This window comes from Streptomyces venezuelae ATCC 10712, assembly GCF_008639165.1.
Classification (GTDB): domain Bacteria; phylum Actinomycetota; class Actinomycetes; order Streptomycetales; family Streptomycetaceae; genus Streptomyces; species Streptomyces venezuelae.
Map to the genome: position 1 here is coordinate 311,567 of NZ_CP029197.1, position 25,887 is coordinate 337,453.

20 protein-coding genes are annotated in these 25,887 nt (G+C 73.3%); 6 read left to right on the forward strand and 14 right to left on the reverse strand.

Annotation, left to right across the window (positions count from 1 at the left end; translation table 11 throughout):
• Positions 1 to 23 precede the first annotated feature (23 nt).
• Positions 24 to 1,121, reverse strand: a complete 1,098-nt coding sequence (locus DEJ43_RS01410; protein WP_015031502.1) for a calcium:cation antiporter — start codon at positions 1,119 to 1,121, stop codon at positions 24 to 26.
• 224 nt (positions 1,122 to 1,345) lie between these two features.
• Positions 1,346 to 2,005 (reverse strand): SRPBCC family protein, encoded by a 660-nt coding sequence (locus DEJ43_RS01420; protein WP_015031504.1) that lies wholly within the window; start codon positions 2,003 to 2,005, stop codon positions 1,346 to 1,348.
• Between the two features lie 172 nt (positions 2,006 to 2,177).
• On the opposite strand from DEJ43_RS01420, the gene DEJ43_RS01425 reads away from it, so the two are divergent.
• Positions 2,178 to 2,831, forward strand: a complete 654-nt coding sequence (locus DEJ43_RS01425) for a TetR/AcrR family transcriptional regulator (RefSeq protein ID WP_041663449.1) — start codon at positions 2,178 to 2,180, stop codon at positions 2,829 to 2,831.
• A gap of 15 nt (positions 2,832 to 2,846) precedes the next feature.
• Here DEJ43_RS01425 and DEJ43_RS01430 read toward each other — a convergent pair whose 3' ends face one another.
• A complete protein-coding gene (locus DEJ43_RS01430; RefSeq protein ID WP_015031506.1) occupies positions 2,847 to 3,578 on the reverse strand; it encodes a GNAT family N-acetyltransferase in 732 nt (243 codons plus the stop codon).
• A 161-nt stretch (positions 3,579 to 3,739) separates the two neighbouring features.
• On the opposite strand from DEJ43_RS01430, the gene DEJ43_RS01435 reads away from it, so the two are divergent.
• Entirely contained in the window at positions 3,740 to 5,233 is a 1,494-nt protein-coding gene (locus tag DEJ43_RS01435) for an MFS transporter (protein WP_015031507.1), read from the forward strand.
• A 34-nt stretch (positions 5,234 to 5,267) separates the two neighbouring features.
• Positions 5,268 to 6,383 (forward strand): AI-2E family transporter, encoded by a 1,116-nt coding sequence (locus tag DEJ43_RS01440; RefSeq protein WP_015031508.1) that lies wholly within the window; start codon positions 5,268 to 5,270, stop codon positions 6,381 to 6,383.
• Positions 6,384 to 6,421: 38 nt separating this feature from the next.
• On the opposite strand, the gene DEJ43_RS01445 is transcribed toward DEJ43_RS01440, so the two are convergent.
• From DEJ43_RS01445 to DEJ43_RS01455, 3 genes are all read right to left on the reverse strand, one after another.
• Positions 6,422 to 7,930 (reverse strand): DHA2 family efflux MFS transporter permease subunit, encoded by a 1,509-nt coding sequence (locus DEJ43_RS01445; RefSeq protein WP_015031509.1) that lies wholly within the window; start codon positions 7,928 to 7,930, stop codon positions 6,422 to 6,424.
• Positions 7,931 to 8,078: 148 nt separating this feature from the next.
• Entirely contained in the window at positions 8,079 to 9,629 is a 1,551-nt protein-coding gene (locus DEJ43_RS01450) for an acyl-CoA synthetase (RefSeq protein ID WP_015031510.1), read from the reverse strand.
• Positions 9,626 to 10,735, reverse strand: a complete 1,110-nt coding sequence (locus DEJ43_RS01455; protein ID WP_015031511.1) for an NAD(P)H-dependent flavin oxidoreductase — start codon at positions 10,733 to 10,735, stop codon at positions 9,626 to 9,628. Before DEJ43_RS01455 ends, DEJ43_RS01450 begins: the two co-directional genes overlap by 4 nt.
• A gap of 126 nt (positions 10,736 to 10,861) precedes the next feature.
• Here DEJ43_RS01455 and DEJ43_RS01460 point away from each other — a divergent pair, with 126 nt between their 5' ends.
• Complete coding sequence (locus DEJ43_RS01460; protein ID WP_015031512.1) at positions 10,862 to 12,709, forward strand: serine hydrolase domain-containing protein; 1,848 nt, start codon at positions 10,862 to 10,864, stop codon at positions 12,707 to 12,709.
• Positions 12,710 to 12,948: 239 nt separating this feature from the next.
• Positions 12,949 to 14,958, forward strand: a complete 2,010-nt coding sequence (locus tag DEJ43_RS01465) for a sialidase family protein (RefSeq protein ID WP_015031513.1) — start codon at positions 12,949 to 12,951, stop codon at positions 14,956 to 14,958.
• A gap of 83 nt (positions 14,959 to 15,041) precedes the next feature.
• Here DEJ43_RS01465 and DEJ43_RS01470 read toward each other — a convergent pair whose 3' ends face one another.
• The 8 genes from DEJ43_RS01470 to DEJ43_RS01505 form a co-directional block, all read right to left on the reverse strand.
• Positions 15,042 to 15,824, reverse strand: coding sequence for an alpha/beta fold hydrolase (locus DEJ43_RS01470; RefSeq protein WP_015031514.1), 783 nt, complete (start codon positions 15,822 to 15,824; stop codon positions 15,042 to 15,044).
• Positions 15,825 to 15,904: 80 nt separating this feature from the next.
• Positions 15,905 to 16,813, reverse strand: a complete 909-nt coding sequence (locus DEJ43_RS01475) for a LysR family transcriptional regulator (protein WP_015031515.1) — start codon at positions 16,811 to 16,813, stop codon at positions 15,905 to 15,907.
• A gap of 37 nt (positions 16,814 to 16,850) precedes the next feature.
• On the reverse strand, positions 16,851 to 18,050 hold the full coding sequence (locus DEJ43_RS01480; RefSeq protein WP_015031516.1) for a glycine C-acetyltransferase: 1,200 nt from the start codon (positions 18,048 to 18,050) through the stop codon (positions 16,851 to 16,853).
• Between the two features lie 3 nt (positions 18,051 to 18,053).
• Positions 18,054 to 19,088, reverse strand: coding sequence for an L-threonine 3-dehydrogenase (gene tdh, locus DEJ43_RS01485; protein ID WP_041661950.1), 1,035 nt, complete (start codon positions 19,086 to 19,088; stop codon positions 18,054 to 18,056).
• A gap of 188 nt (positions 19,089 to 19,276) precedes the next feature.
• Entirely contained in the window at positions 19,277 to 20,845 is a 1,569-nt protein-coding gene (locus tag DEJ43_RS01490; protein ID WP_015031518.1) for a phytoene desaturase family protein, read from the reverse strand.
• A 146-nt stretch (positions 20,846 to 20,991) separates the two neighbouring features.
• Positions 20,992 to 23,553, reverse strand: coding sequence for a serine/threonine-protein kinase (locus tag DEJ43_RS01495; protein ID WP_015031519.1), 2,562 nt, complete (start codon positions 23,551 to 23,553; stop codon positions 20,992 to 20,994).
• Positions 23,535 to 24,449 (reverse strand): oxygenase MpaB family protein, encoded by a 915-nt coding sequence (locus DEJ43_RS01500; protein ID WP_015031520.1) that lies wholly within the window; start codon positions 24,447 to 24,449, stop codon positions 23,535 to 23,537. The genes DEJ43_RS01495 and DEJ43_RS01500 overlap by 19 nt, the downstream gene beginning before the upstream one ends.
• 75 nt (positions 24,450 to 24,524) lie before the next feature.
• Positions 24,525 to 24,932 (reverse strand): MerR family transcriptional regulator, encoded by a 408-nt coding sequence (locus DEJ43_RS01505; protein WP_015031521.1) that lies wholly within the window; start codon positions 24,930 to 24,932, stop codon positions 24,525 to 24,527.
• Between the two features lie 49 nt (positions 24,933 to 24,981).
• Here DEJ43_RS01505 and DEJ43_RS01510 point away from each other — a divergent pair, with 49 nt between their 5' ends.
• Positions 24,982 to 25,866 carry an NAD(P)-dependent oxidoreductase gene (locus DEJ43_RS01510; RefSeq protein ID WP_041661952.1) on the forward strand — a complete coding sequence of 295 codons (885 nt, stop codon included), beginning with the start codon at positions 24,982 to 24,984 and terminating at the stop codon, positions 25,864 to 25,866.
• Positions 25,867 to 25,887: the final 21 nt, after the last annotated feature.

The window sequence follows — 25,887 nt, forward strand, 5'->3', positions numbered from 1 at the left end:
GGCGAGACCGGGCTTAGGGCTCGTCAGGGGCTGAACGACAGGAACACGAAGGCGGCGAACATCGCGAGGTGGACGCCGCCCTGGAGGAGGGTGGCCCGTCCGGGCACCACGGTCAGGGCGCTCACCACGCCGGTGAGGACGAGCAGCACCATGTGCAGCGGGCCGAGGCCGAGCACCAGGGGCCCGGACAGCCAGATCGAGGCGAGCGCGATCGCCGGGATCGTCAGGCCGATGCTGGCGATCGCGGAGCCGTAGGCGAGGTTGAGGCTGGTCTGCACGCGGTCGCGGCGGGCCGCGCGGACGGCGGCGAGGGTCTCGGGCAGCAGCACCATCAGGGCGATGACGACACCGACGACCGCCTTGGGCAGGCCGGCCGACTGGACGCCGTCCTCGATGGTGGGCGAGATCAGCTTGGCGTTGCCGACGACCGCGACGAGGGCGACCACGAGGAGGCCGAGGCTGGTCCAGGCGTCGCGCCGGGTCGGCGGGTCCGCGTGGTCGTCCGCCGAGTCCTGGCCGGGGCGCGGCACGGGGAGGAAGTAGTCCCGGTGCCGTACGGTCTGGACGCCGACGAACACCGCGTACAGACAGAGGGAGGCGACGGCGGCGAAGGCGAGCTGGGCGGAGGAGAACTCGGGGCCCGGGTGGCTGGTGGTGAAGGTCGGCAGGACCAGCGTCATCGTGGCCAGGGTGCAGACCGTCGCGAGTGCGCCGCCGGAGCCCTCGGCGTTGAAGACCGCGACCCGGTTGCGGAGCGCGGCGACGGTGAGGGAGAGGCCGACGATGCCGTTGCACGTGATCATGACGGCGGCGAAGACGGTGTCGCGCGCGTAGGTGGAGGTTTTCTCGCCGCCTCCCGCCATCAGCGAGACGATGAGTCCGACCTCGATGACGGTGACCGCCACGGCGAGGACGAGCGAGCCGTAGGGCTCGCCCACCCGGTGGGCGATGACCTCTGCGTGGTGGACCGCGGCGAGGACGGCGGCGATCAGACAGAGCGCGATCAGGCCGACGGCGAAGCCGGGCAGGTCACGGCCCCAGGCCGCGACAAGCGCAAGCGCCGCCACCACCGGCCCCCAGGTGGTCCACTGCCGTGTCAATGACGCCGTGCTCGAACTCATGATCCGCATCCTGCCACAAAGGGGGCTTTCGCCCGGTTCGGTCAATCCAGGGGGTCGCTGAGGGCGTGCTCGTACGCGCCGAGGGTCTCCAGGAACATCCGCCGCTGCGCCGCGTCGAGCGGCGCGAGGGCCACGCGCCAGGCGCCGGCGCTGCGACCGAGCCAGCCGTCGATGGCGGCGCGGTGCGCCGCCCGACAGCTGAGCGGCGCGACGGATCGGCTCGACTACCGGTGGGTGCGGGCCTCCGCGGCGGACTTCAGGTCCTGGAGCCAGGTCTCCAGGCCCTGCCGGAGGAGCAGGCTCGCGGTGGGGACGTCCGCCTCGACCTGCGGGCCGGCATGGCTCTCCTCGGTGGCGACCCGGACGCCGCCCTCGACCTCGGTGAAGGTCCACACGTGGACGCCGTCGATGCGCAGCCCTTCGCCGATCGCCGGACCGGTCCAGCGGACGCACGCCTGGTTCTTGATCTGCCGGACGGTCGAGGTGATGTCCAGGCTCGTTGCGGGAGTCGAGGGGTGCGGCGGGATCGGCAGCGTCCACCGGAAGGCCGCGCCCGGACGGAGGGGGCCGTGGCCGAGCCGGTCCACGGACTCGACCGAGGGCTGCCAGGAGGGCCAGTTCTCCACGTCGGTCTGCAGCTTCCAGATCGTGCGCAGCGGGGCGTCGATCACGATCTCGGTCCGGTGCCGGACCGGTGCGTCGGGGTCCACGCCCTGTCCGCGGCAGGTGAGGGGCGCGATGGCGCGTAAGCCGGTGGAGGGCGCCGGGGACGGTGCGGCGGGGGCCGCGGCGGCGCCGAGGAGGCCGAGGACGGCCGGGACGGCGAAAAGGGCGGCGCGAAGGCGGGAGTTGGGGGTGGTGCGCGGGGCGCGGGTGCCGGACATGGAGTTCTCCTGTGTTGGTAGGGCGTGAGCCCGCCCGCCCGGCGGGCGATAGAGGCTCACGCTTTCGTTACAACTTCTAACGCACCGCGCGCTGACGGGTCAACAGGGGCGTGATAACTTCTCACCAACCCTTGAGGGTGTAGCCGATGGGACGGGGACGGTGGCGGAGACCATGACGGCGACGGGCACGAACACCCCACGGGAGCGCTACCGCGCCCAGATCCGGGCGGAGATCACCCGACACGCCTGGGAGCAGATCGCCACGGCGGGAGCCTCGGCGCTCTCCCTCAACGCGATCGCCAAACAGATGGGCATGAGCGGACCGGCGCTCTACCGCTACTTCGCCGGCCGCGACGAGCTGATCACCGCACTCGTCCGGGAGGCGTACCGAAGCCTCGCCGACACCCTCCGCGAGGCCGCGGCCGCCGGCGCCGACCTGTCCGCGCTCGCCCACGCCCTGCGCGACTGGGCCCTGACCGACCCTCAGCGGTACTTCCTCGTCTACGGCACGCCCGTCCCCGGCTACCACGCGCCCGAGGACACCACCGCCATCTCCTCCGAGATCATGACGACGCTGCTCGACGCCTGCGCGGCGCTCCCCGGGGCGGCCTTTGCGAGCGCCTTCGGCGACCATCTGGCGGACCACCGGGACTGGGCCGCAGGGCACCCCGCCCCGCCCGGCACCCTCCACCGGTTCCTGGTCTTCTGGACCCGCCTGCACGGCGTCCTGTCGCTGGAACTCGCCGGCCACTTCAGCGGCATGGACCTCGACCCGGCCCTGCTCTTCAGGGCCGAGGTGGACGAGCTGACGGCGCCCCGCCCCTGAGGCCGGGCGGGGCGGCTACGGCGTGCGGAAGCCCCGGAAGGTCACGGGCCTGCGCGTCACGAAGCCGAGCTTCTCGTACAGGGCGATCGCGCCGGTGTTCGCCTCGGCGACGTGCAGAAAGGGCCCTTCGCCGCGCGCCTCGATGCGCGCCGCGAGCGCGCCGACCAGCCGGGCGGCGTGACCCTGCCCGCGAGCCTCGGGCGCGGTGCAGACCGCGCTGATCTCGGTCCACCCCGGAGGCCGCAGCCGCTCGCCCGCCATGGCCACGAGCGTGCCCTTCTCCCGGATGCCGAGATAGGTGCCGAGCTCGGGGGTGCGGGACCAGAACGGTCCGGGCCGGGTGCGTTCGACGAGGTCCAGCATCTCGGGCACGCTGTCCGCGCCGAGTTCGACCACGCCGTCGTCCGGCCCCTCGCCCGGGCGCCCGGTGGCGGCACCGCCGCCGGGCCGGATCATCTGGCGGCCCTCCAGGACGAAGACGGGCTCCCAGTCCGAGGGCGGGAGCACCGGGCAGCTGAACAGGTCGGCGAACTCGCCCCGGCCGAGCAGCTCGACGAGGTCGGCCCACCGCGCCGGACCGGGCTCGGGGGCCACGGCGGCGAAGGTCGAGACGTCGGGCAGGTAGGTGGCGGCGCCGCCGACACGACGGGCGAGACGCGCGTGCCGCCCCCGCAGGGACTCGCCCACCGGGTCGTCCAGTACGAAGGGATCGCGGCCCGCCGTCGTGTCGTGCCTCTCCTGCTCCATGCGCCGCAGTCTAAGGGGGCGTCATACGCGCCGGCGGGGCGGTCGGGGTTCGGCCAGCCGACGGGTTCGCGCGCCGTCGGCCGTGTCCCCGTACGAGGAGCGGCGCCGCGTACGACAGCCTGGCACGTGCCTCTCGACGAAAGCGGGGAAGGAGCCACGTCATGAGTACTCATGAGGACGAGGTGATCGGCACCGTCACCACCAGGATCCCGGCGCGGCTCGACCGCCTGCCCTGGTCACGGTGGCACTGGATGATCGTGATCGGGCTGGGGACCGTGTGGATCCTCGACGGCCTCGAAGTGACCATCGTCGGCAGCATGGCCGGCCGGCTCTCCGAGGACGGCAGCGGACTGCCCATCACCGACGCACAGGTCACCGGCACGGCAGCGGCGCTGTACGTGGCGGGCGCCTGCTCGGGAGCCCTGTTCTTCGGGTGGCTCACCGACCGGTACGGGCGCAAGAAGCTGTTCCTGATCACCCTCGCGGTCTATCTGGCGGCGACGGCGATGACCGCGCTGTCGTTCTCCGTGTGGTGGTTCTTCCTCTTCCGCTTCCTCACCGGCTTCGGCATCGGCGGCGAGTACGCGGCCATCAACTCCGCCATCGACGAACTCATCCCGAGCAAGTACCGGGGCCGGGTCGACCTCATCATCAACGGCAGCTACTGGCTCGGCGCCGTGGGCGGCGCCCTGCTGTCCGTCGTGGCGCTCGACACCGACATCTTCGCCATCGACGTCGGCTGGCGGTTCACCTTCGGGCTCGGTGTCGTGCTCGGCCTGGTGATCCTGCTCGTGCGGCGCCACGTGCCCGAGAGCCCCCGGTGGATGCTCATCCACGGCCGCTCGGAGGGGGCCGAGGAACTCGTGGACGCGGTGGAGCACCGGGTGGAGGAGGAGAAGCACGTCCGACTCCCGGAACCGGGCCGGTCGATCACCATCGAGCAGCGCCGCTCCATCGGCTTCGTCGAGATCGCCCGGACGCTCTTCCACGCGTACCCGAAACGGGCGGTGCTCGGCTTCTCGCTCTTCATCGGGCAGGCGTTCCTCTACAACGCCATCACCTTCGGCTTCGGCTCCATCCTGGTGAAGTTCTTCGACGTGCCCACCGGCAACACCGGTTACTACTTCGCCGTCATCGCCTTCGGCAACTTCCTCGGTCCGCTGCTGCTCGGCCGCCTCTTCGACACGGTCGGCCGGCGCCCCATGATCGCGGGGACGTACATCCTCTCGGGACTGCTGCTCTTCGGCACGGCCTGGCTCTTCGACCGCGGCAGCCTGAACGCCACGACCATGACCGCCTGCTGGTGCGTGGTCCTGTTCTTCGCGTCGGCGGGCGCCAGTTCGGCCTATCTTACCGTCAGCGAGATCTTCCCCATGGAGACCCGGGCGATGGCGATCGCCTTCTTCTACGCCATCGGTACGGCGGCCGGCGGCATCTCCGGGCCGCTGCTCTTCGCCGAACTGACGGAGAGCGGGGTCGTCGGGGACGCCGTGATCGCCTTCTGCGTCGGTGCCGCCCTGATGGTCCTCGCGGGCCTGGTGGCCCTCTTCTTCGCCGTCGCGGCGGAGGGCCGCTCGCTCGAGGACATCGCGACGCCGCTCTCGGCGAAGCCGGCGGCCGGGGACGCCCCGCCACCCGCGGAGGCCGCCCGCTGATGGGTCGCGGGCCGGGGCTCCCTAGGGTGGGCGCATGTCTGCCACGTTGAGTTCCAGGAAAGCCGCCGCCGCTCTGCGCACCGCGGCCCGTGTGTCCGCCGAGGCGTTGCTGGTCGCGCTGATGGCCGGGGTGGCCCTGTGGATAGTGGGCCGCATGTGGTCGGTGGTGTGGCCGCTCGTCGTCGCGCTGTTCCTCACCACGCTCACCTGGCCGCTGACCCGCTTCCTGCGGCGGCACGGCTGGCCTCCCGCCGTGGCCGCGGGAGCGGTCACGGTCTCCTTCGTGCTGCTCGTCGCCGGGATCGTCGCGCTCATCGCGGTCCCGGTCGCGTCCCAGTCCGGGGAGCTCTCCCGGGGCGTGGTCGAGGGCATCCAGCGGCTGCGCGAGTGGGCGGCCGGACCGCCGCTGAACATCGGCGAGGACGAGATCTCCGGCGCCCTCGACACGGCGATGGCCCGCGTCCAGGACAGTGTCGGCAGCATGGTCACCGCGGTCGCGACCGGCGTGGGCACGGTGTTCAGCGGTCTGGTCACCGCGTTCCTCGCCCTCTTCCTGATGTTCTTCTTCCTCAAGGACGGGCCCAGGTTCGTGCCGTGGCTCACCCGCCAGCTCCCCGGCCGGCTCGCCGTCGACGTCCCGGTGGTGGTGGAGCGGAGCTGGTACACCCTGGGCGCTTTCGTCCGCAGCCAGGCCTTCGTCGGCATCCTCGACGCCGTGCTCATCGGTCTGGGGCTGTGGATCCTCGACGTCCCGCTGGTGCTGCCCCTCGCGGTGCTGACCTTCGTGTCGGCGTTCGTGCCGATCGTCGGCGCCCTGTTCGCCGGCCTGGTCGCCGTACTCATCGCGCTGGTGTCGAACGGAGTGACCGACGCGCTGATCGTCCTGGCGGTCATCGTCGTGGTGCAGCAGCTGGAGGGAAACGTGTTCCAGCCCATGATCCAGAGTCGTGGGCTCGGTCTGCACGCGGCCGTCGTCCTGCTGGCGGTGACGCTCGGGGGCAGCCTCGCCGGGATCGTGGGCAGTCTGCTCGCCGTCCCGGTGGCCGCGCTCGTCGCGGTCGTCTGGAACTACCTGCGGGAGCAGCTCGGCGAGGACAGCCCGGAACCGGAATCCGACGAGGCGCCCGCCCCCGTCCCCGTCACCTCGTGAGGTGACGCGACCGGGCGGCGGGCGCCTCGTCGCGGCGGTCAGCCGGGGGTGGGGGCGGTCTTGTCCGTCGTGGCGCCGGCGCCGTCGCCGTCGTTCTCGGTCTCCGGCTCGGCGGGCTGCTGCGGGACGGGCGGGGTGCGGACCAGCAGCGCCACCACTACGGCCAGCAGACCGATGACCGCGCCGACGCCGAACCCCCAGCGGATGCCGGTGGCCAGGGCGCCGGTGGGGTCGGCGCCTTCGGCCGCCGCCGTGGCGGCGTGCCCCGACATGACGCTGATGACCAGGGCGGTGCCGGCGGCGGCCGCGACCTGCTGGAGCGAGCCCAGGATGGCGGAGCCGTGGGGGTAGAGGTGCGGCGGCAGGACGGCCAGGCCGGAGGTGAAGACGGGGGTGAAGACGAACGCCATGCCGGCGCTCAGGACCACGTGCAGGGCCAGCACCAGCCACGGCGAGGTCCCCGCGTCCGTGAGGGCGAACAGCGCGAGGCAGAGCGCCGTGAGCGCGGCTCCGGGTATGACCAGGCGGGGCGCGCCGAGTCGGTCGTACAACTTGCCGACCTGCGGCCCGAGCAGGCCCATGGTCAGTCCGCCGGGGATGAGGAGCAGCCCGGTCTGCAGTGACGACAGGCCGCGCACCTCCTGGAGGTAGATCGGCAGCAGGATGAACGCGCCCATGAGGGCCATGAAGGACAGACACATCAGGCCGAGCGCCACGGAGAAGTGACGGAAGGTCAGGGCCCGCAGGTCGAGCAGCGGTGTGGACGAGCGCTGCAGCGCCAGCTGTCGCCAGACGAACAGGCCCACGAGCACGGCGCCGGCGGCGGTGGTGGCCTCCGGCGGCAGCGGGGCCGCCGCCGCGCCTTCGGCGCCGAGTCCGCTCAGCCCGTACACGAGGGCGCCGAAGCCCGCCGCCGCGAGGGGGACGGACGGCCAGTCGATCGGTCCGGCCTGCGGCTCGCCGATGTTGGTCAGCTTGCTCCGGCCGAAGACGGCCATGGCCGCGGCGATGGGCAGCACGGCCAGGAACAGCAGGCGCCACGATCCGGCCTGCAGGAGCACACCGGAGACGGCGGGGCCGAGGGCGGGCGCGACGGAGATGACGAGGGTGATGTTGCCCATGACGCGGCCGCGGTCGTGCGGGGGCACGAGGGTCATCAGCGTGGTCATGAGCAGCGGCATCATGACGGCCGTGCCGCCGGCCTGGATGACGCGGGCGGCCAGCAGGACGGGGAAGACGGGCGCGGCGGCCGCCAGGGCGGTGCCGACGAGGAAGAGCGTCATGGCCAGGCCGAAGGCGGTCCGTGTGGTGACGCGCTGGAGGAACCATCCCGTCACCGGGATGACGACGGCCATGGTGAGCATGAAGGCGGTGGAGAGCCATCCGGCGGCCGCCGCGGTGACCTCGAACTCGCGCATGAGGCGCGGGATCGCGTTGACCATGATCGTCTCGTTGAGGAGGACGACGAACGTGGACAGCACGAGGATCCGCAGCACGGCGGTGACGTGGGCGGGCGAGGGGGTCGGTGGGGATTGCGGTGCGAGCATGGCGCCTTCCGTGGTCTGGGTGTCCTCCGCATGGGCAGGTCACACTCACAGACCGTGGCGCCTGGAAGAACTCATCGGTGTCGGCCCGATCCTGTCCGAGCCGGCGCCCGAGCTCAAACGAATTTGTGAGACGCCCCAACCGGCGCCGCTAGAGCGGTCGTTCGCGGCCTTCCCAGTACGGGTCGCGGAGGCGGCGCTTGTAGAGCTTGCCGTTGGGGTCGCGGGGCATGGCCGGGACGAAGTCGACGGACTTCGGGCGTTTGAACCCGGCGAGGCGGTCGGCGCAGTGGGCCAGGATCTCGTCGGCGAGCGCCGGGCCCGGCTCGTGGCCCTCGGCCGCCTCGACGACCGCCTTGACCTCCTCGCCCCAGTCGGCGTGCGGGATGCCGAAGGCGGCGGCGTCCGCGACGGCGGGGTGGGCGAGCAGGGCGGCCTCGATCTCGGCGGGATAGATGTTGACCCCGCCGGAAATGATCATGTCGATCTTGCGGTCCCGGAGGAAGAGGTAGCCGTCCTCGTCGAGGACGCCGAGGTCGCCGACGGTGAAGAAGTCGCCGATGCGGTTCTTCGCCGTCTTCGCCTCGTCCTTGTGGTACTGGAAGCCGCCGGTGTTCATCTTCAGGTAGACGGTGCCGAGTTCGCCCGGCGGCAGCCGCACCCCGTCGTCGTCGAAGACGGCGAGCTCGCTGATGGGCCAGGCCCGGCCGACCGTGCCGGGCTTCTTCAGCCACTCCTCCGCGGTGGCGAAGGCGCCGCCGCCCTCGCTTGCCGCGTAGTACTCCTCGACGCAGCGGCCCCACCAGTCGATCATCGCCCGCTTGACGTGCTCGGGGCAGGGCGCGGCGCCGTGGATGGCGTGCCGCATGGAGGAGACGTCGTACCGCGCGCGTACCTCCTCGGGGAGGGAGAGCAGGCGGTGGAACTGGGTGGGGACCATATGGGTGTGGGTGCAGGCGTACCGGTCGATCAGCCGGAGCATCTCCTCCGGCGCCCAGCGGTCCATCAGGACCAGCGGGTGTCCGATGTGCAGGGCCGCGGCGGCGAACTGGAGCACGGCCGTGTGGTAGAGCGGCGAGCAGACGAGGTGGACGTTCCCGTCGGCCGGCCGGATGCCGAAGATGCCGAGGAAGCCGCCGAGATGGGTCTCCTCGGGGAGCTTCCCGGGGAGCGGGCGCCGGATGCCCCGGGGCCGTCCGGTCGTACCGGAGGTGTAGTTCATGACCCAGCCGAGGGTGCGCTCGGCGGGCGCGCCGGCGTCCTGGCCTTCGAGCAGCTCGGCGTACGGGCGGAAGCCGGGGACGGTCCCGACGGCGTACCGGTGGGTGGCGGCGAGTCCGGCCTCGTCGGCGGCGAGCGTCACCGCCTCGGCGAACCGCTCGTGGGCGATGAGCACCTTGGCGCCGGAGTCGGCGACGATCCACGCGATCTCGGGGCCGACGAAGTGGTGGTTGACCGGGACGAGGTAGAACCCGGCCTGGGTGGCGGCGAGATGGGCGGTGAAGAACTCGGGGCCGTTGGGGAGGACGACGGCGAAGGCGTCGCCGCGTTCGAGTCCGGCGGCGCGCAGTCCGTGGACGAGCCGGTTGGCGTCGGCGTGCAGCCGGCCGGCGGTCCACTCCTCGCCGTCGGGCGCGACCAGGACCGTACGGCCCGGGTCGACGGTCGCCTGGGCCCAGAATCCGGGGGCTGCCTGGGTCATCCCTCGCTCCTTCCGGCGATGCGGTTGATGCGGTCGACGGCCTTCTCGAAGCCGCGGGTGAGCTCGTCGACGACCTGCTGGACGCTGCGCTCGGAGTTCATCCGGCCGACGATCTGCCCGACGGGGGTGCCGAGGAGCGGTTCGACCTCGTGCCGCTGGATGCGGGAGACGGCCTCGGCGACGAGGAGTCCCTGCAGCGGCATGGGGAGCGGGCCGGGGCCCGCCGGGTCGTCCCAGGCGTCGGTCCACTCGGTGCGGAGCTGGCGGGCGGGTTTGCCGGTCAGGGCGCGGGAACGGACGGTGTCGCCGGAGCCGGCGGCGAGGAGTTTGGCGGTGAGGGCGCGGGAGTGCAGCTCGGCCTCGATGGTGGTGAGCCAGAGGGAGCCGAGCCAGACGCCCTGGGCGCCGAGGGCGAGTCCGGCGGCGATCTGCTCGCCGCTGCCGATGCCGCCCGCGGCGAGCACGGGCAGCGGGGAGACGGCGTCGACCACCTCGGGGGTGAGGACCATGGAGGCGATCTCGCCGGTGTGACCGCCGGCCTCGTAGCCCTGGGCGACGACGATGTCGATGCCCGCGTCGGCGTGGTGGCGGGCGTGGCGGGCGCTGCCGGCGAGAGCGGCGACGAGTACGCCGTGGTCGTGGGCGCGGGCGACGACGTCGGCGGGCGGTGAGCCGAGGGCGTTGGCGAGGAGTTTGATGGGGTAGTCGAAGGCCACGTCGAGCTGGTTGCGGGCGACCTGCTCCATCCAGCCGGTGATCCGCCAGCCGGAGGCCTCTCCGTCGGGGAGTTCGGGCACGCCGTGCTTGGCGAGCGTGGCGCGGACGAACGCCCGGTGCTCCTCCGGGATCATGGCCTCGACCTCGGCCTCGGTGAGGCCTTCCACCTTCTTGGCGGGCATCACGACGTCGAGGCCGTAGGGCAGGCCGTCGGTGTGTTCCTGCATCCAGTCGAGGTCGCGGGCGAGGTCGTCGGGGGCGGTGTAGCGGACCGCGCCGAGGACGCCGAACCCGCCCGCTCTGGTGAGTGCGGCGGCCACCGCGGGGAAGGGCGTGAAGCCGAAGATGGCGTGCTCGATCCCCAGGGTGCGACTCAGCTCCGTCTTCATGGGCGGCAGGATGCCGCAGCGGCGCGCCGGAGGGAAGAGGTTTTTGATGCATCGTCAGATTCTTTGTCGGGGCGGCCTGGCGGCCTGTCGGCGTTTCGCCGCCGCCCCCGGTGGGAGAGGGTGGGCATGGCGAGCGACACGACGAGAGGTCAGGGCGGACCGAGCCGCCGCGCGTTCGGCGGCGGGCTGCTGGCCCTGGGAGGTGCGGTGGTGATCGGTACGGTGCCGGGGGCGGCGGCCGCCTCGGAGCCGGGACCGGGGGCGGGCCTCCCGGGCGGCCCCACGGGCGGCTCCGGGTACGGGAGTGGCCCCTGGTCGGACGGCGGCCCCGGGGGCGGGGCAGCCCGGCGGACCACGCTGCGGCGCGGCTCGGCGGAGCGGGCCGGACTGCTCGCCCCCCACCTGGACCGGCTCGTCACGCGAGCCGAGAGCTTCCTCGCCCCCTCCCCCGACCACCCCTGGTACGCGGGTGCCGTGCTGCTCGCCGGGCGCGGCGGTACGGTCGCGCTGCACCGGGCGATCGGCTCGGCCGTGCGGTACGCGGCGTACGACGAGAAGACCGACACGGGGGTCGAGCTGCCGCCGAAGCGGCGGCTCCCGATGACCGAGGACACCGTCTTCGACCTCGCGTCGGTCTCCAAGCTGTTCACCTCGATCCTTGCGGTGCAGCAGATCGAGCGCGGGGCGCTGGAGCTGGAGGCGCGGGTCACCGCGTACCTGCCGGAGTTCGGGGGCGGCGGGAAGCAGGACGTCACGGTGCGTCAGCTGCTGACCCACACCTCGGGGTTCCGGGCCTGGATCCCGCTGTACAAGGAGCCGACGCGGGAGGGGAGGCTGCGGCTGCTGTGGAACGAGGTCCTGGCGAACCCGCCGGGTTCGGCGTACCTCTACTCGGACCTCAATCTGATCACGCTTCAGCTGATCCTTGAGGAGATCACCGGTCTCGGTCTGGATGTCCTGCTCCACGACGAGATCACTGCTCCGCTCGGGATGCACCGCACTCGATTCAATCCCCCGCTCTCCTGGCGGCCCGGGATCGCCGCCACCGAGGACGCCCGGCCACCCTGGTCCGGCCTCGACCGGGGCATGGTGTGGGGCGAGGTCCACGACGAGAACGCCCACGCAATGGGCGGCGTCGCCGGCCACGCCGGAATCTTCTCCCGCGCCTGGGACCTCGCGGTCCTCGCCCGCACCCTGCTCAACGGCGGCGCCTACGGCCGGGCCCGCATCCTCTCCCCCGCCTCGGTGGAGCTGATGTTCACCGACTTCAACACCGCCTTCCCCGGAAACGCGCACGGCCTCGGCTTCGAGCTCCACCAGCACTGGTACATGGGCGCGATGGCCACGCCCCGGACGGCCGGGCACACCGGCTTCACCGGCACCAGCCTCGTCCTGGACCCGACGACCGACTCCTTCCTCATCGTGCTCGGCAACTCCGTGCACCCGGTGCGCTCCTGGCGCTCCGGGTCGGCCCCCCGCGTCGCCACCGCCGACGACCTTGCCAGGGCCGTCCCCGTACGGCCGGCCCGGGGCCGTACGGCCTGGTTCTCCGGCATGACGAGCGGCACCACCGGCACGCTCACGCTGCCGTCGGTGCCCGGGGCCGCGCGGCTCGCCTGCGCCCTGTGGTGGGACACCGAGCCGGGCGCCGACTCCGCCGTGCTGGAGTCCTCCGCCGACGGCGGCACGACCTGGCAGCCGGTGCCCTTCACCACCGACGGGCACACCGAACACCCGACGGGCGCGGCCGGCGGCTGGTCCGGCCGCGTCTGGCACACCGTGTCCGCCGCGCTGCCCGGCCCGGTCGCGCGGCTGCGCTGGCGGTACACGACGGACCGGCGCTACGTGGGGCGGGGCGTCTACGTGGACGGCCTCCGGCTGTTCGACGGAACGGGGCGGCCGGTGTTCGACGAGGCCCGGCCGGCGGACGGGTCCCGGATCGAGGCCAACGGCTGGACCCGGTCGGCCGATTGACCCCGCCCGCACAGCTGGTTGAACTACGTACAAGTGATCTTGTGAGGTAACGTCCCGGCGGGAAGATCTCACCGGGGGGATGGGACGAGCGCGTGGGCGAGCGTCTGTCGCGTCGCCCGTTCGCGGTGCCCTTCCGGCCCGCGGGGGCCGCCGCGACCGGCCCGCCGACGAGCGGCACGACCGCTTCGAGGCCCAGCCGCGCCACCGTCCTTCGCCCTTCCTCACGAGGTGTTCCTTCGATGACGTCCCTGTCCGAGCGCCGTCCACCGGACGCGCGCCGCTTCGCACGGTCCGCGTGGCTGTGCGCGCTCGCCCTCACCCTCCTGGCCGCGGTCGCGTTCGCGGTGTCGCCGCCGTCGCCCGCGACCGCGGCGACGGCGGGCACCACCACCCCGCCGCTCGCCACCCAGGTCTCCAACACGCCGTTCAAGGCGCGCGAGAACTACTACTGCACGCGCATACCCGCCCTCGTCACCAGCACGAAGGGCGTGCTCCTCGCCTTCGCCGAGGGCCGCAACCGGCTGACGACGACCGGCTGCCACGACGTCGGCGACAACGACCTCGTGCTCAAGAGGTCCCTCGACGGCGGTGCGACCTGGCAGGCCCTCCAGGTCGTCGTCGGCGCGGGCGACGAGCTCGCCCACGGCAACCCCGCTCCGGTCGTCGACGCCGTCTCCGGCCGGATCACCCTGCTGTACTCCAGCAGCGAGTGGAACCACGACGGCGCCAAGCCCTCCCGCGCGGGCTACGCACGCACGGTGCACGCGATCCACAGCACGGACGACGGGGCGACCTGGTCCGCGAGCGTGCCGCAGCCGCAGCTCAAGGCCGCCGGCTGGGGCTGGGTCTCCACCGGCCCAGGCCACGGCATCCAGCTCGGCCGGGGACCGCACCACGGCCGGCTGATCGTCCCCGGCGACCACACGGCCGGCGGTGACACGACCGCCGGCGGTCAGCTGTACATCAGCGACAACGGCGGCCTCACCTGGGCGATCGGCGCCCGGTCCGAGTCGGCCAAGTCCGGTGCTTACCCAGGCGAGTTGACCGTCGCCCAGACCGTCGACGGCGGCGTCTACGTCAACGCCCGCAACTCCGAGCCCACGCGCTGCCTCACCAACGAGCACCGGCTGGAGACCGTCAGCCCGGACGGCGGCGACTCCTTCGCGGCCCCCTTCACCCCGGTGGCCAACCTGGACACCTCCCCGGTGTTCGGCTCGCTGCTGCGGCTCCACGCCCAGGACCAGGACGCGAAGCCCAACAGGCTGCTGTACTCGGGTGCCTCCCGGCTCGGCCCCAGCCCGCTGGAGGACCGGCGCGAACTGGCCATCCGCTCCTCGTACGACGAAGGGAAGACCTGGCGGACCGTCGGCACCCTCGTCTCCGCCGCCCGCACCGGCTACTCCGATCTGACGCTGCTGCCGAGCGGCTCGATCGGCATTCTGTACGAGACGGCCGGCAACATCCCGCACGGCAACGTGGCGTTCGGCGCCTTCACCGAGCAGGCCATGCAGGACTCGGAGACCGAGCTGCGCCGCCCGCGCACCGGCGACACCCACGTCCGCGCCGCCGGCGAGGCCGGCAACCACGCCATCGTCCACGGCGGCGCGCGGCTGGGAACGCGTCACGACGGGGTCGCCATGGAGTTCGACGGCCAGGACGACTACCTGCGCCTCGTCTGCTCGCCGTCGCTGCGGGTCGACGACAAGGACTTCACCGTCACGGCCTGGTTCAGGCACTCCGCCGCGACCGGCACACTGCCGATCATCTGGGCGTACGGCATGCCCGGCACCGACCCGTTGAAGAAGGGACGTCACTTCTCGGTCCGGGCCGAACCGGGCGGCAATCTCCTGCGGGCCACGGTCGGCACGGACATCGGCTCCACCGAGGTGACGCTCCCGTCCTCGTACAACGACGGCACGTGGCACCACGTGGTCTTCACCCGGCAGGGCCTCACCATCGGCCTCGCCGTGGACGGGCAGCCGGCGGCCACCGCGACCATGCCGGCGGGGAACTCCGCCGCGGACCGGAACGTCACTCCGGCCGCCGAGTTCAACATCCACATCGGCGCCCGTCCCGACTTCCCCAACCAGCCGGCCGGGGTGGCCCAGCTCTTCCACGGCACCCTGGACGACGTGCGGCTCTTCAGGACCGCCCTCACCGACGCCGAAGCGGCCAGGGTGAAGGCCGGCGCCCTCGACGTCGCGACCGACCGGGAGAAGCTCCGCCTCGGCTTCACCACCATCTGGTAACCGGTCCCACCCCCGGCCGGCGGGGTACCACCCGCCGGCCCGGGGCGCGGACCTGCTGGTAGCCGGCGTACGGGTCCGGGCGCTCAGGCCGTCTCGGCGTACAGCTCCTCGATCAGCCGGACGACGTGATCCGGCTCCCGAAGCGTCGGATAGTGGTCGGAGCCGGGCAGCCGGACGAGACGGCAGCCCGGAATGCGCTCGGCCATCTCCTCGTTGCAGCGCACGACCTCCGGCCGGTCCAGCTCGCCGAGCGCGAGCAGGGTCGGCGCGGAGATCTCCCCGAGCCGGTCGAAGGCGGGCGGGCCGGTGAGCTGGTGGCCGATGTTGCTGAACCAGGCGGGGAGCACGGCCCGGCAGAGCTCCGCCGCGACCGGGTCGGTCTCGGGAGTGCCGCCCCCCGCCTTCGCCCACGCGCGCAGCCCGAGCCTGACGATGCCGTCCAGGTCGCCGGCGGCGGCCAGCGGCTCAAGGCGCTCGAAGAACTCGCCCGTCACCAGGCCGTCGTACCCGGAGACCCCGGGCACGAGCAGGGCGAGGCCGGCCACCCGCTCGGGCGCCTCCAGGGCGTAGTCGAGCGAGGTGGCTCCGCCCATGCTGGAGCCCACCAGTACCGCCCGGTCGACGGCGAAGTGGTCGAGGAGCTCGGCCAGATCACGGACCGGGGAGTACGCGGCGGTGGGCGCGGGCGAGCGTCCGTACCCGCGCACGTCGTAGCGGATCACCCGGTGCCGCGCGGCGAGCGCCGGCAGGACCGGGTCCCACACCGCGGAGTCGCCGACCCCGGGATGGAGCAGGACCAGCGGCGGGCCGTCGCCTTCCGCTCCCGCGTCGTCCGCCCAGACTTCACCGTGAGTGACAGAGACCATGGTTTCCACGGTCCCCAGTCTGGTGGGGCCCCACAGGGCCCCGCCAGCAGGCGAACGGTGTTCGGCCGACAACGAGCCCTTCAGGCACCGGATCCGGACGCCGCACGCAGGGCGGTCAACACCGGGCTGATCAGGGGGTGGTCCTCCGCGCCCCGCCGGACGGCGGCGAACACCCTGCGGGTCGGGGCGACGCCCTCGATCGGCCGGACCTCCACGCCCGTGAGGTCCACGCCGCGCAGGGCCGAGCGCGGCACGAGCGCCACCCCGGCGGACGCGGCCGCGAGGGCGACGACGGCACGGAAGTCGTCGGAGGAGTGCTCTGGGTTGAGGGTGAATCCGGCGTACTCGCAGGCCAGGACGGTCACATCATGGCAGGGGTTGCCGACGGACTGGCCGATCCAGGCGTCCTTCGCGAGGTCGCCGAGCGCGACCCGTTCGCCGGCCGCCAGCGGATGGCCGGACGGCAGCACCGCGTCGAAGGGCTCCGCGTACAGCGGGACGCGGGTGAGCCGGGCGTCGTCCTCGCCCGGCGCGCCCCGGTACTCGACCGCGACGGCCACGTCGACCTGCCGGTCGAGGACCATGAGCAGGCTCTCGTCGCCCTCGGCGTCCCGGACTCTGACCCGGATGCCGGGGGCGGAGTCGGCCAGTGCCCTGATCGCCGGGGCCACCACGAGTCCGATGCCGGTGGCGAAGGCGGCGACCGTGACCGTACCGGCCTCGCCGGAGCTGTAGGCGGCGAGTTCGGACTCGGCTCGCTCCAACTGGGCGAGGACGGCGTTGGCGTGGCTGAGCAGGATCTCGCCGGCCGGGGTGAGGCGGGCGCCGCGGGCGCTGCGGTCCACCAGCCGGTGGCCGGTCTCCTGCTCCAGGGCGGCGAGCTGCTGGGAGACGGCGGACGGGGTGAGATAGAGCGCGGCGGCCGCCGCCGTGACCGTGCGGTGGTCGGCCACCGCACGGAGGATGTGCAACCGCCGCGCTTCGATCATGCCCCTAGTCTCGCAGGCCACGGGGCCTGCGCCCGCCTCAGCCCCGCAGGGCGGCGCGGGCGTCGACGAAGGCGTCGACGGCCCGGTTCACGTCCTCCGTGGAGTGGGCGGCGGAGAGCTGGACGCGGATGCGGGCCTGGCCCTGCGGCACGACCGGGTACGAGAAGCCGATCACGTACACGCCGCGCTCCAGGAGCAGCTCGGCCATCCGGCCGGCCTCGGAGGCGTCGCCGATCATGACGGGGGCGATGGCGTGGTCGCCGGGGAGGATGTCGAAGCCCTCCGCCGTCATCCGGGTGCGGAACAGCTCGGTGTTGGCGCGCAGCCGGTCGCGCAGGTCACCGGCGGACTCCAGCAGGTCGAGGACCTTGAGGGAGGCGGCGGCGATCACCGGGGCGAGGGTGTTCGAGAAGAGGTACGGGCGCGAGCGCTGGCGCAGCAGGGCGACGATCTCGGCGCGGGCCGCGACGTAGCCGCCGGAGGCGCCGCCGAGGGCCTTGCCGAGGGTGCCGGTGATGATGTCGACGCGGTCCATGACGCCGTGCAGCTCGGGGGTGCCGCGGCCGCCGGGGCCGACGAAGCCGACGGCGTGCGAGTCGTCGACCATGACCATGGCGTCGTAGCGCTCGGCCAGGTCGCAGATCTCTTCGAGCGGGGCGACGTAGCCGTCCATGGAGAAGACGCCGTCGGTCACGATGAGCTTGCGGCGGGCGCCGCCCTCGGTGGCCTCCTTGAGCTGCTGCTCCAGGTCGGCCATGTCGCGGTTGGCGTAGCGGAAGCGGCGGGCCTTGGAGAGGCGGATGCCGTCGATGATCGAGGCGTGGTTGAGGGCGTCGGAGATGACGGCGTCCTCGGGGCCGAGGATTGTCTCGAAGACGCCGCCGTTGGCGTCGAAGCAGGAGGAGTAGAGGATCGTGTCCTCCTGGCCGAGGAAGGAGGAGAGACGCGCCTCCAGCTCCTTGTGGACCTCCTGGGTGCCGCAGATGAAGCGGACGGACGCCATGCCGTAGCCCCAGCGGTCGAGCGCCTCGTGGGCGGCGGCGATCACCTCGGGGTGGTCGGCGAGGCCCAGGTAGTTGTTGGCGCAGAAGTTGAGCACCTCGCCGGGGCGGCCGCCGGAGGTGACGGCGACCGTGGCGGACTGGGGGGTGCCGATGACGCGCTCGGGCTTGTGGAGCCCGGCCTGCTGGATCTCGTCGAGGGTGGCACGGATGTCGTCGCGTACGGAATCGAACATGGGTCAGGCTCCCGCAGTCCAGTCGAGGATGATCTTGCCGCTCTTGCCGGAGGCCGCGTCGTCGAAGGCGGCCTCGAAGTCGGTGTACGCGTAGCGCCCGGTGATCACGGGGGCCAGGTCGAGACCGCCCTCCAGGAGCACCGACATCGCGTACCAGGTCTCGAACATCTCGCGGCCGTAGATGCCCTTGACCGTGATCATGGAGGTGACGATCTTCGCCCAGTCGACGGCGAAGTCCTCGCTGGGCAGGCCCAGCATGGCGATCTTGCCGCCGTGGGTCATGTTGGCGACCATGTCGCGCATCGCGCGCGGGTTGCCCGACATCTCCAGGCCGACGTCGAAGCCCTCCTTGAGACCGAGGGTGCGCTGGCCGTCGGCAATGGTCTGCTCGGCGACGTTGAGGGCGAGCGTGACTCCGGTCTTGCGGGCCAGGGCCAGGCGCTCCTCGCTGACGTCGGTGATCATGACGCTGCGGGCGCCGGCGTGCTTGGCGACGGCGGCGGCCATGATGCCGATCGGGCCCGCGCCGGTGACCAGGACGTCCTCGCCGACGAGCGGGAAGGACAGCGCGGTGTGTACGGCGTTGCCGAAGGGGTCGAAGATCGCGGCGACGTCGAGGTCGACGGGGACGCGGTGCACCCACACGTTCGAGGCGGGCAGCGCCACGTACTCGGCGAACGCGCCGTCACGGCCGACGCCGAGGCCGATGGTCGCGCGGCAGAGGTGGCGGCGGCCGGCCAGACAGTTGCGGCACTTGCCGCAGACCAGGTGGCCCTCGCCGCTGACCAGGTCACCGACGGTGATGTCGGCGACGTCACGGCCGACGGAGACGACCTCGCCGACGAACTCGTGGCCGACGGTCAGCGGCGTGGCGATCGTCCTCTGCGCCCAGCCGTCCCAGGAGCGGATGTGCAGGTCGGTGCCGCAGATCCCGGTCCGCTTCACCTTGATCAGCACGTCTCCGGGACCGGTCTCCGGCTCGGGCACGTCCGTGAGCCAGAGTCCCGGCTCCGCCTTCAGCTTGACCAACGCCTTCAATGCCACGGCTCCCGACGTGCGTGTCCTGTGATGTGCGGGGTGCGGGCACGAGTGCGCGCCCAAGATCCCTGGAAGAGAATCTTCCGTACGGAGCGCTCGGGGTCCATCGAGGATTTCTTAAGCGCGCTCGCAGATCAGCTTCACACCACAGGCGGGGACGCGGCGACGTCAACACGGCCGCTCGGGCGTCACCGCCCCAGCGCCGCCATCGCCGCGTTGTGGCCGGGGATGCCGCTGACCCCGCCGCCCCGGACCGCGCCCGCGCCGCACAGCAGCACGTTCGCGTGACCGGTCTCGACGCCCCACCGGCCCGTGCCCTCCGCCGCGTACGGGAAGGAGAGGTCCCGGTGGAAGATGTGGCCGCCGGGCAGCCGCAGCTCCCGTTCGAGGTCGAGCGGGGTCTTCGCCTCGATGCACGGGCGGCCGTCCGCGTCGACGGCGAGGCAGTCGGCGATCGGCTCGTCCAGATGGGCGTCGAGCTGGTCGAGGGTCGCCCTGAGCAGCGCGGCGCGGGTGCCGTCGTTGTCGGCGGCGAACAGCCGGGCGGGGGTGTGCAGCCCGAAGAGGGTGAGGGTGTGGTGGCCCGAGGCGGCGAGCTCGGCGCCGAGGATCGTCGGGTCGGTGAGCGAGTGGCAGTAGATCTCGGAGGGCGGGGCGGAGGGCAGCCGTCCGGCCGCCGCCTCGGCGTGGGCGGTGGCCAGCTGCCCGTACCCCTCGGCGATGTGGAAGGTCCCGGCGAAGGCCTCGTGCGGGTCGACGGAGCGGTCGCGCAGCTTGGGCAGCCGGGTGAGCAGCATGTTGACCTTGAGCTGTGCGCCCTCCGGGGCGGGCGGGGGCGGGTCGCCGAGGAGGGCGGCGAGGTCGCGGGGCGAGGCGTTGACGAGGACGTGGCCGGCCTCGACGGTGCCCTCGCCGTCGGCGGTGCGGTAGGTGATCGCGGCGCGCCGCCCATCGGTCTCGATCCGGGTGGCCTCGTGCCCCGTGCGGAGGTGCGCCCCGGCGGCGCGGGCCGCGTCGGCGAGGGCGTCGGTGAGGGCGCCCATGCCGCCGACGGGCACGTCCCAGTCGCCGGTGCCGCCGCCGATGACGTGGTAGAGGAAGCAGCGGTTCTGGAGGAGCCCCGGGTCGTGGGCGTCGGCGAACGTGCCGATGAGGGCGTCGGTGAGGACGACACCACGGACCAGGTCGTCGGCGAACTCCCGCTCGACGGTGACGCCCAGCGGCTCCTCGAAGAGCATCCGCCAGGTGTCGGTGTCGTCCACGCGGGCGCGGAGCGCGTCGCGGGTCGGGAGCGGCTCGGTGAGGGTGGGGAAGATCCGGCGGGCCGCGCGGCCGGTGCGGTCGTAGAAGGCCTGCCAGGCCTGGTACTCGCGGTCGGAGCCGGTGAGCGCGGCGAAGGAGGCGCGTGTGCGGTCGGGGCCGCCGCCGACGAGCAGGCCGCCGTCGCCCTTCGGGGTGTACGAGGAGATGGACCGTTTCCGCACGGCGAACCGCAGCCCGAGCTCGCGGACGATCTTCTGCGGGAGGAGCGAGACGAGGTAGGAGTAGCGGGAGAGCCGGGCGTCGACCCCGGCGAAGGGCCGGGTGGAGACGGCGGCGCCGCCGGTGGATCCGAGCCGCTCCAGGACGAGCACGGAACGCCCGGCCCGGGCCAGATAGGCGGCGGCGACCAGGCCGTTGTGGCCGCCTCCGACGACGACGGCATCGTAGGAACGGGCGGCGGCCGGGCCGCCGGGGAACGGTGCGGGGACGGTCATGGCTCATGCTCACACGGGGCCGAGGAGCCGGGGAAGGGCGCGGGGCCGGGGTGCCTACCGGTGAAGGGGCGCGGGGGCCTACGCGGGCGGCGGCTGAGGACGGCGACTGGGCCGGTGCCTTCGCATGAAAGGGCGACCACCGGGATCTACGCGGGCGGCGGCAGGGTCGCCGCCTTCAGGTGGAGGGCCGCCGCCTCGGCGTGGCGGCCCAGGCGCTCCAGGCAGTGGGCCTCGTCGTCGAGGGCGGCGAGGGTGTCGGGGTGCGCCGGGCCGAGGAGCCGGGTGCGGGCGGCGGAGACCTCGTGGTGCGCGGCGAGGGCCTCTTCCCAGCGGCCGAGCCGGCCGAGGGCGACGGCCGTCTCGCGACGGCTCAGCAGGGTCTCCGGATGGTCGGGCCCGAGGACCCGTCCCCGGTCGTCGTGGACGCTCTCGGACTCGGCGAGCGCCTCCTGCCACTGGCCGAGCCGGCCGAGGTTGACGGCCAGGGCGTGGCGGGCGCGCAGCGTCTCGTGCCCGTCGGCGCCCTGAGCGCGGGTGCGGGCGGCGACGACCTCGCGGCAGACGGCGAGGGCGTCCGCCGCCTGGCCGAGCCGGCCGAGGAAGACCCCGGTCTCGTACCGGGCGGCGAGGGTGTCCGGATGGTCCGGGCCGAGGGCGGCGGCACGCGCGTCGGCGACGGCCCGGTACTGGGCGAGTGCCTCGTCACCGCGCCCCAGCCGTCCCAGCGTGTACGCCACTTCGTGCCGGGTCACCAGGGTGTCGGGGTGGTCCTCGCCGAGCAGCCTGGCGCGGGCCTCGGCGACCTCGCGGGCCGTGCGGTACGACTCCTCCATGCGGCCGAGGCGGCCCAGCGTGAAGGCCAGATTGTGCCGGCAGCGGAGGGTGTCGGGATGGTCGGGTCCCACCGTGCGCTCGCGCGCGGCGAGCACGGCGACGTACCCCTCGTACGCCTCGGAGTGCCGCCCGAGTCGCCCCAGCGCGTACGCCCGCTCCTGGCGGGCCGCGAGGGTGTCGGGGTGGTCGTCGCCGAGGACCCGGGCCCGGGCGGCGGCGACCCGGTCGAAGACGCGCAGCGCGTCCGCGGGGCGGTCGAGCCGGGCGAGGGCGAAGCCGACCTCGTAGTGGCTGGCGAGGGTGTCCGGGTGGTCCGCGCCGAGGGCGGCCTCGCGGTGCTCGGCGACGGACCGGTGCACGGCCTCGGCCTCGCCCCAGCGGCCGAGCCGGCCGAGCCCCATGCCGGCCCGGTACCGCCCGGCGAGCACCGCGATCAGTTCGGCGGAGGCGGGAGGAGCGGCGGGCGCGTCCGGCACGGAGCCGCCGGAGGGGGCCGCCGGGACGGAGGCGGCACCGGCCGCGGTCGCGGTGGTCCACTCGGTGGTGAGGACGGCCGCGGCGGGGTCGTGGGCGACCGGGCGGGGCGCGGCGGCGGCGTCAGCGGGCCGGTGACCACCGGTGATGCCCCGGAGCCACGCGGGGACGGGGCCGGGACCGGAGCCGGCCCCGGTCCCGGGCGCAAGGCCCGGCCCGGTCCCGGCGTCCACGCCCACGCCAGACGCAGGGCCGACGCCCACGCCAAGCCCAGGCCCAGGCCCAAGACCGACGCCCACGCCAGGCCCAGGCCCAAGACCGACGCCCACTCCCGGTCCATGTCCATGCCCATGCCCGACGCCCAGCCCGGGTCGGGGTCCAGTCCCAGGCCCGGCGTCCGGCCGCAGCCCCGCGCTCGGTCCCGGCCGCAGCCCCGAGTCCGGTCCCGACCCTGGCCGCGGCACCGACCCCGACCCCGGTCCCGGTCCTGGCACCACCGTGGCGCCGGGGAGCGGCGGGACGATCGGGGCGGTCTCCCCCGGGGGCGGGGAGACGCGGCCCGAGACGATCCGGCGGCGCAGGTCGCCCGCGTCGGCGGGCCGCTCCTCCGGGACCTTGGCGAGCAGGTCGAGGACGATCCGGTCGAAGTAGTCGGGGAGTTCCGCGCGATGGGCGCGCGGCGGCCGCGGCGCCGTGTCCCGGTGGCCGATGAGGATGGCCCAGGAGTCGCCGAGGTCGAACGGCGGCGCGCCGGTGGCGAGCTCGTACAGCACGCATCCCAGCGAGTAGAGGTCGCTGCGGTGGTCGACCTCGCCGCCGCCGATCTGCTCGGGTGACATGTAGTGGGGCGTGCCCATGGCGATGCCCGTCCCGGTGAGCTTGGACGTGAAGCCCATGTCCGCGCCGAGGCGCGCTATCCCGAAGTCGCAGATCTTCACCGTCCCGTCCGCGAGCCGCATGATGTTCGCGGGCTTGAGGTCGCGGTGCACGATCCCGTGCCGGTGGGTGTACGCGAGGGCGTCGGCGACCTGGTCGGCGATCTCGACGACGTCCTGGACGGGCAGCGGGTGCTGGGCGTTGGCCGCGAGGAGCTGGCTGAGGTTGCGTCCTTCGAGGAGCTCCATGACGAGGAAGAGGACCCCGTCGTACTCGCCGAAGTCGTGCACGACGGTGATGCCCCGGTGCTGGAGCGCGGCGGCGACCCGGGCCTCGCGCCGGAAGCGCTCGCGGACCACGGTGAGGACCTGCGGGTCCTGCTGCGGTCCGAGCGGCTTGAGGCACTTCACGGCGACCCCGCGGCCGAGCGCCTCGTCGGTGGCCCGCCACACCTCGCCCATGCCGCCGCGACCGATGACCTCGTGCAGGCGGTACCGGCCGTGGATCAGTCTCGAGTCCCCCATCGTGTGCTGCCGCCCCCGTCGATTTTCCGCGCCTTACCCGGCCCCTCCAGTATGGAGGTCGGTTCGGACAGTGGGTACGGGGCGGGGTACGCGTAAGGGTCGGGTCGGGTCTGCGGGCCGAGCCGGTCCATGGCGCGCAGGATGTGCTGGGGCGGCAGCCGCCAGCGCAGGCGGGCGGGCACGCAGCGGAGCAGGTTGGCCGTGGCGACGAGGCGGTGGGTGACGGTTTCCGGCGGCGGGGCGGGGCGGCCGTAGAGCGCGTGGGCGTACGGGGGCAGGGTGTCGTACGCGAGTGCGCTGACGCGCCGCCAGATCACCTCGCGCGCCGGTACGAGCGCGGGTTTCACCGGCGGTCGACGCAGGAAGTCCTCGACGGTGCGGGCGTCCTCGCCGGCGGAGAGCCGGGGCCGTACGGCCTCGAAGTAGGCGTCGAGTTCGGCGGTGGACCCGGGGACGGTGGCGGGGTCGAGCCCGACGAGCCGGGCCGAGGTGCGGTGTTCGTCGACGTACCGGTCGGCCTGGGCGTCGGTGAGCGGGATGCCGGAGCGGCGGGCGACCGACAGGTACGAGTCGGTCTCGGCGCAGTGCACCCACAGGAGCAGCTCGGGATCGTCCACGCCGAGCCGCCGGTGGATCCGGCGTATCCGGGCGCCGGCGGTCTCGGCGGCCTCGGTGGTCCCGTAGCTCAGGGTCCCGACGAAGGTGGCGGTGCGCATGAGCCGGCCCCAGGGGTCCTGCCGGAAGCTGCTGTTGATCATGACGCCCCGCACGGCGACGGGGTGCAGGGCCTGCAGCCACAGGGCGCGCACGCCCGCGATCCACATGACGGGGTCGCTGTGCAGCTGCCAGGTCACGGAACGGGGGCCGAAGAGGCCGGGGTCGGCGTGCTGTGTCATGGCGCGTCCTCCCTCGTCCGGGTCAGGTTACGCCGGAAGGGCGGATACCGGACCGGCCGTACGGAGGCGCTCCCCTCAGGCCGGGACGGGGTCCCGGTCCGAGCCGTCGAAGGGGGGATAGCTCTCGGCGCCCTCGCGCTCGGCCGCGTCGATGTAGACGGCGAGAGCGGCGCGGGACTGCGCGAGGCTCTCCAGTTGGTCCTCGATGCGCCGCAGCCGCGACCGCATGGCGGCCAGCAGCTCGGGGCACCCGACCAGGACCGGGGCCTCGCCGACCGCGCAGGGCAGCAGATAGGCGATGTCCTCGGAGGACAGCCCGGCGGCGAGCAGGTGCCGGATCTGCTGGACGCGGAGCGGCGCGCTCTCGTCGTACTCGCGGTATCCGTTCGCGCCGCGACCGGCGTCGAGGAGGCCCTGGGCCTCGTAGTAGCGCAACTGGTGGGTGTGGACGCCCGTTCGGCGAGCCAGTTCCCCGATGAGCATCGCGACCTCGCTTGACCTTCACACCGGTATCAACGTTCACGATGCTGCCATGACCAACGACAACACCGCAGCTGTGACCGTCATCGGACTCGGACTGATGGGGCGGTCCCTGGCCGCCGCCTTCCTGAAGGCCGGGCATCCCACCACCGTATGGAACCGTTCCCCCGCCAAGGCCGCCCCGCTGGTGGCCGCGGGCGCGCACCTGGCGCCCTCCGTCGCGGCCGCCGTCGCGGCGAGCCCCCTCACCGTCGTCTGCGTGACGGACTACGAAGCCGTACGCGAACTCCTGGGCGGCGACGGGGTCGTGCTCGACGGCACGACGCTGGTCAACCTCACCTCGGGCGACTCGGCCGAGGCCCGCGAGACCGCCCGCTGGGCCGGCCGGCGCGGCGCCCGCTACCTGGACGGCGCCGTCATGGCGGTCCCGCCGGTCATCGGGACGGCCGAGGCGGTGATCCTGCACAGCGGGCCGGAGGCGGACTTCGCGGCCCACCGGACCACCCTCGAAGCCCTCGGCACCGTCACCCACCTCGGTGCCGACCACGGACTCGCGTCCCTGTACGACGTGGCGGGCCTGGCCATGATGTGGAGCGTCCTCAACGCCTGGCTCCAGGGGACGGCGATGCTCCGCACGGCCGGGGTGGACGCCGTCACGTACGCGCCGTTCGCGCGGCAGATCGCCGCCGGGGTGGCCGAGTGGCTGCCGGGGTACGCCGAGCAGATCGACAGCGGTTCGTACCCGGCCGAGGTGTCGGCCCTGGAGACCGACGCCCGGGCGATGACGCACCTGATCGAAGAGAGCGAGGCGCTGGGAGTCAACGCCGAGCTCCCCCGCCTGTTCAAGGCGATGGCCGACCGAGCGATCGCCGCCGGACACGGGAAGGAGCAGTACCCGGTGCTGATCGAGGAGTTCAGCAGGCCCGACCCCGCCTGACCACCCGATGTCCTACGCCCG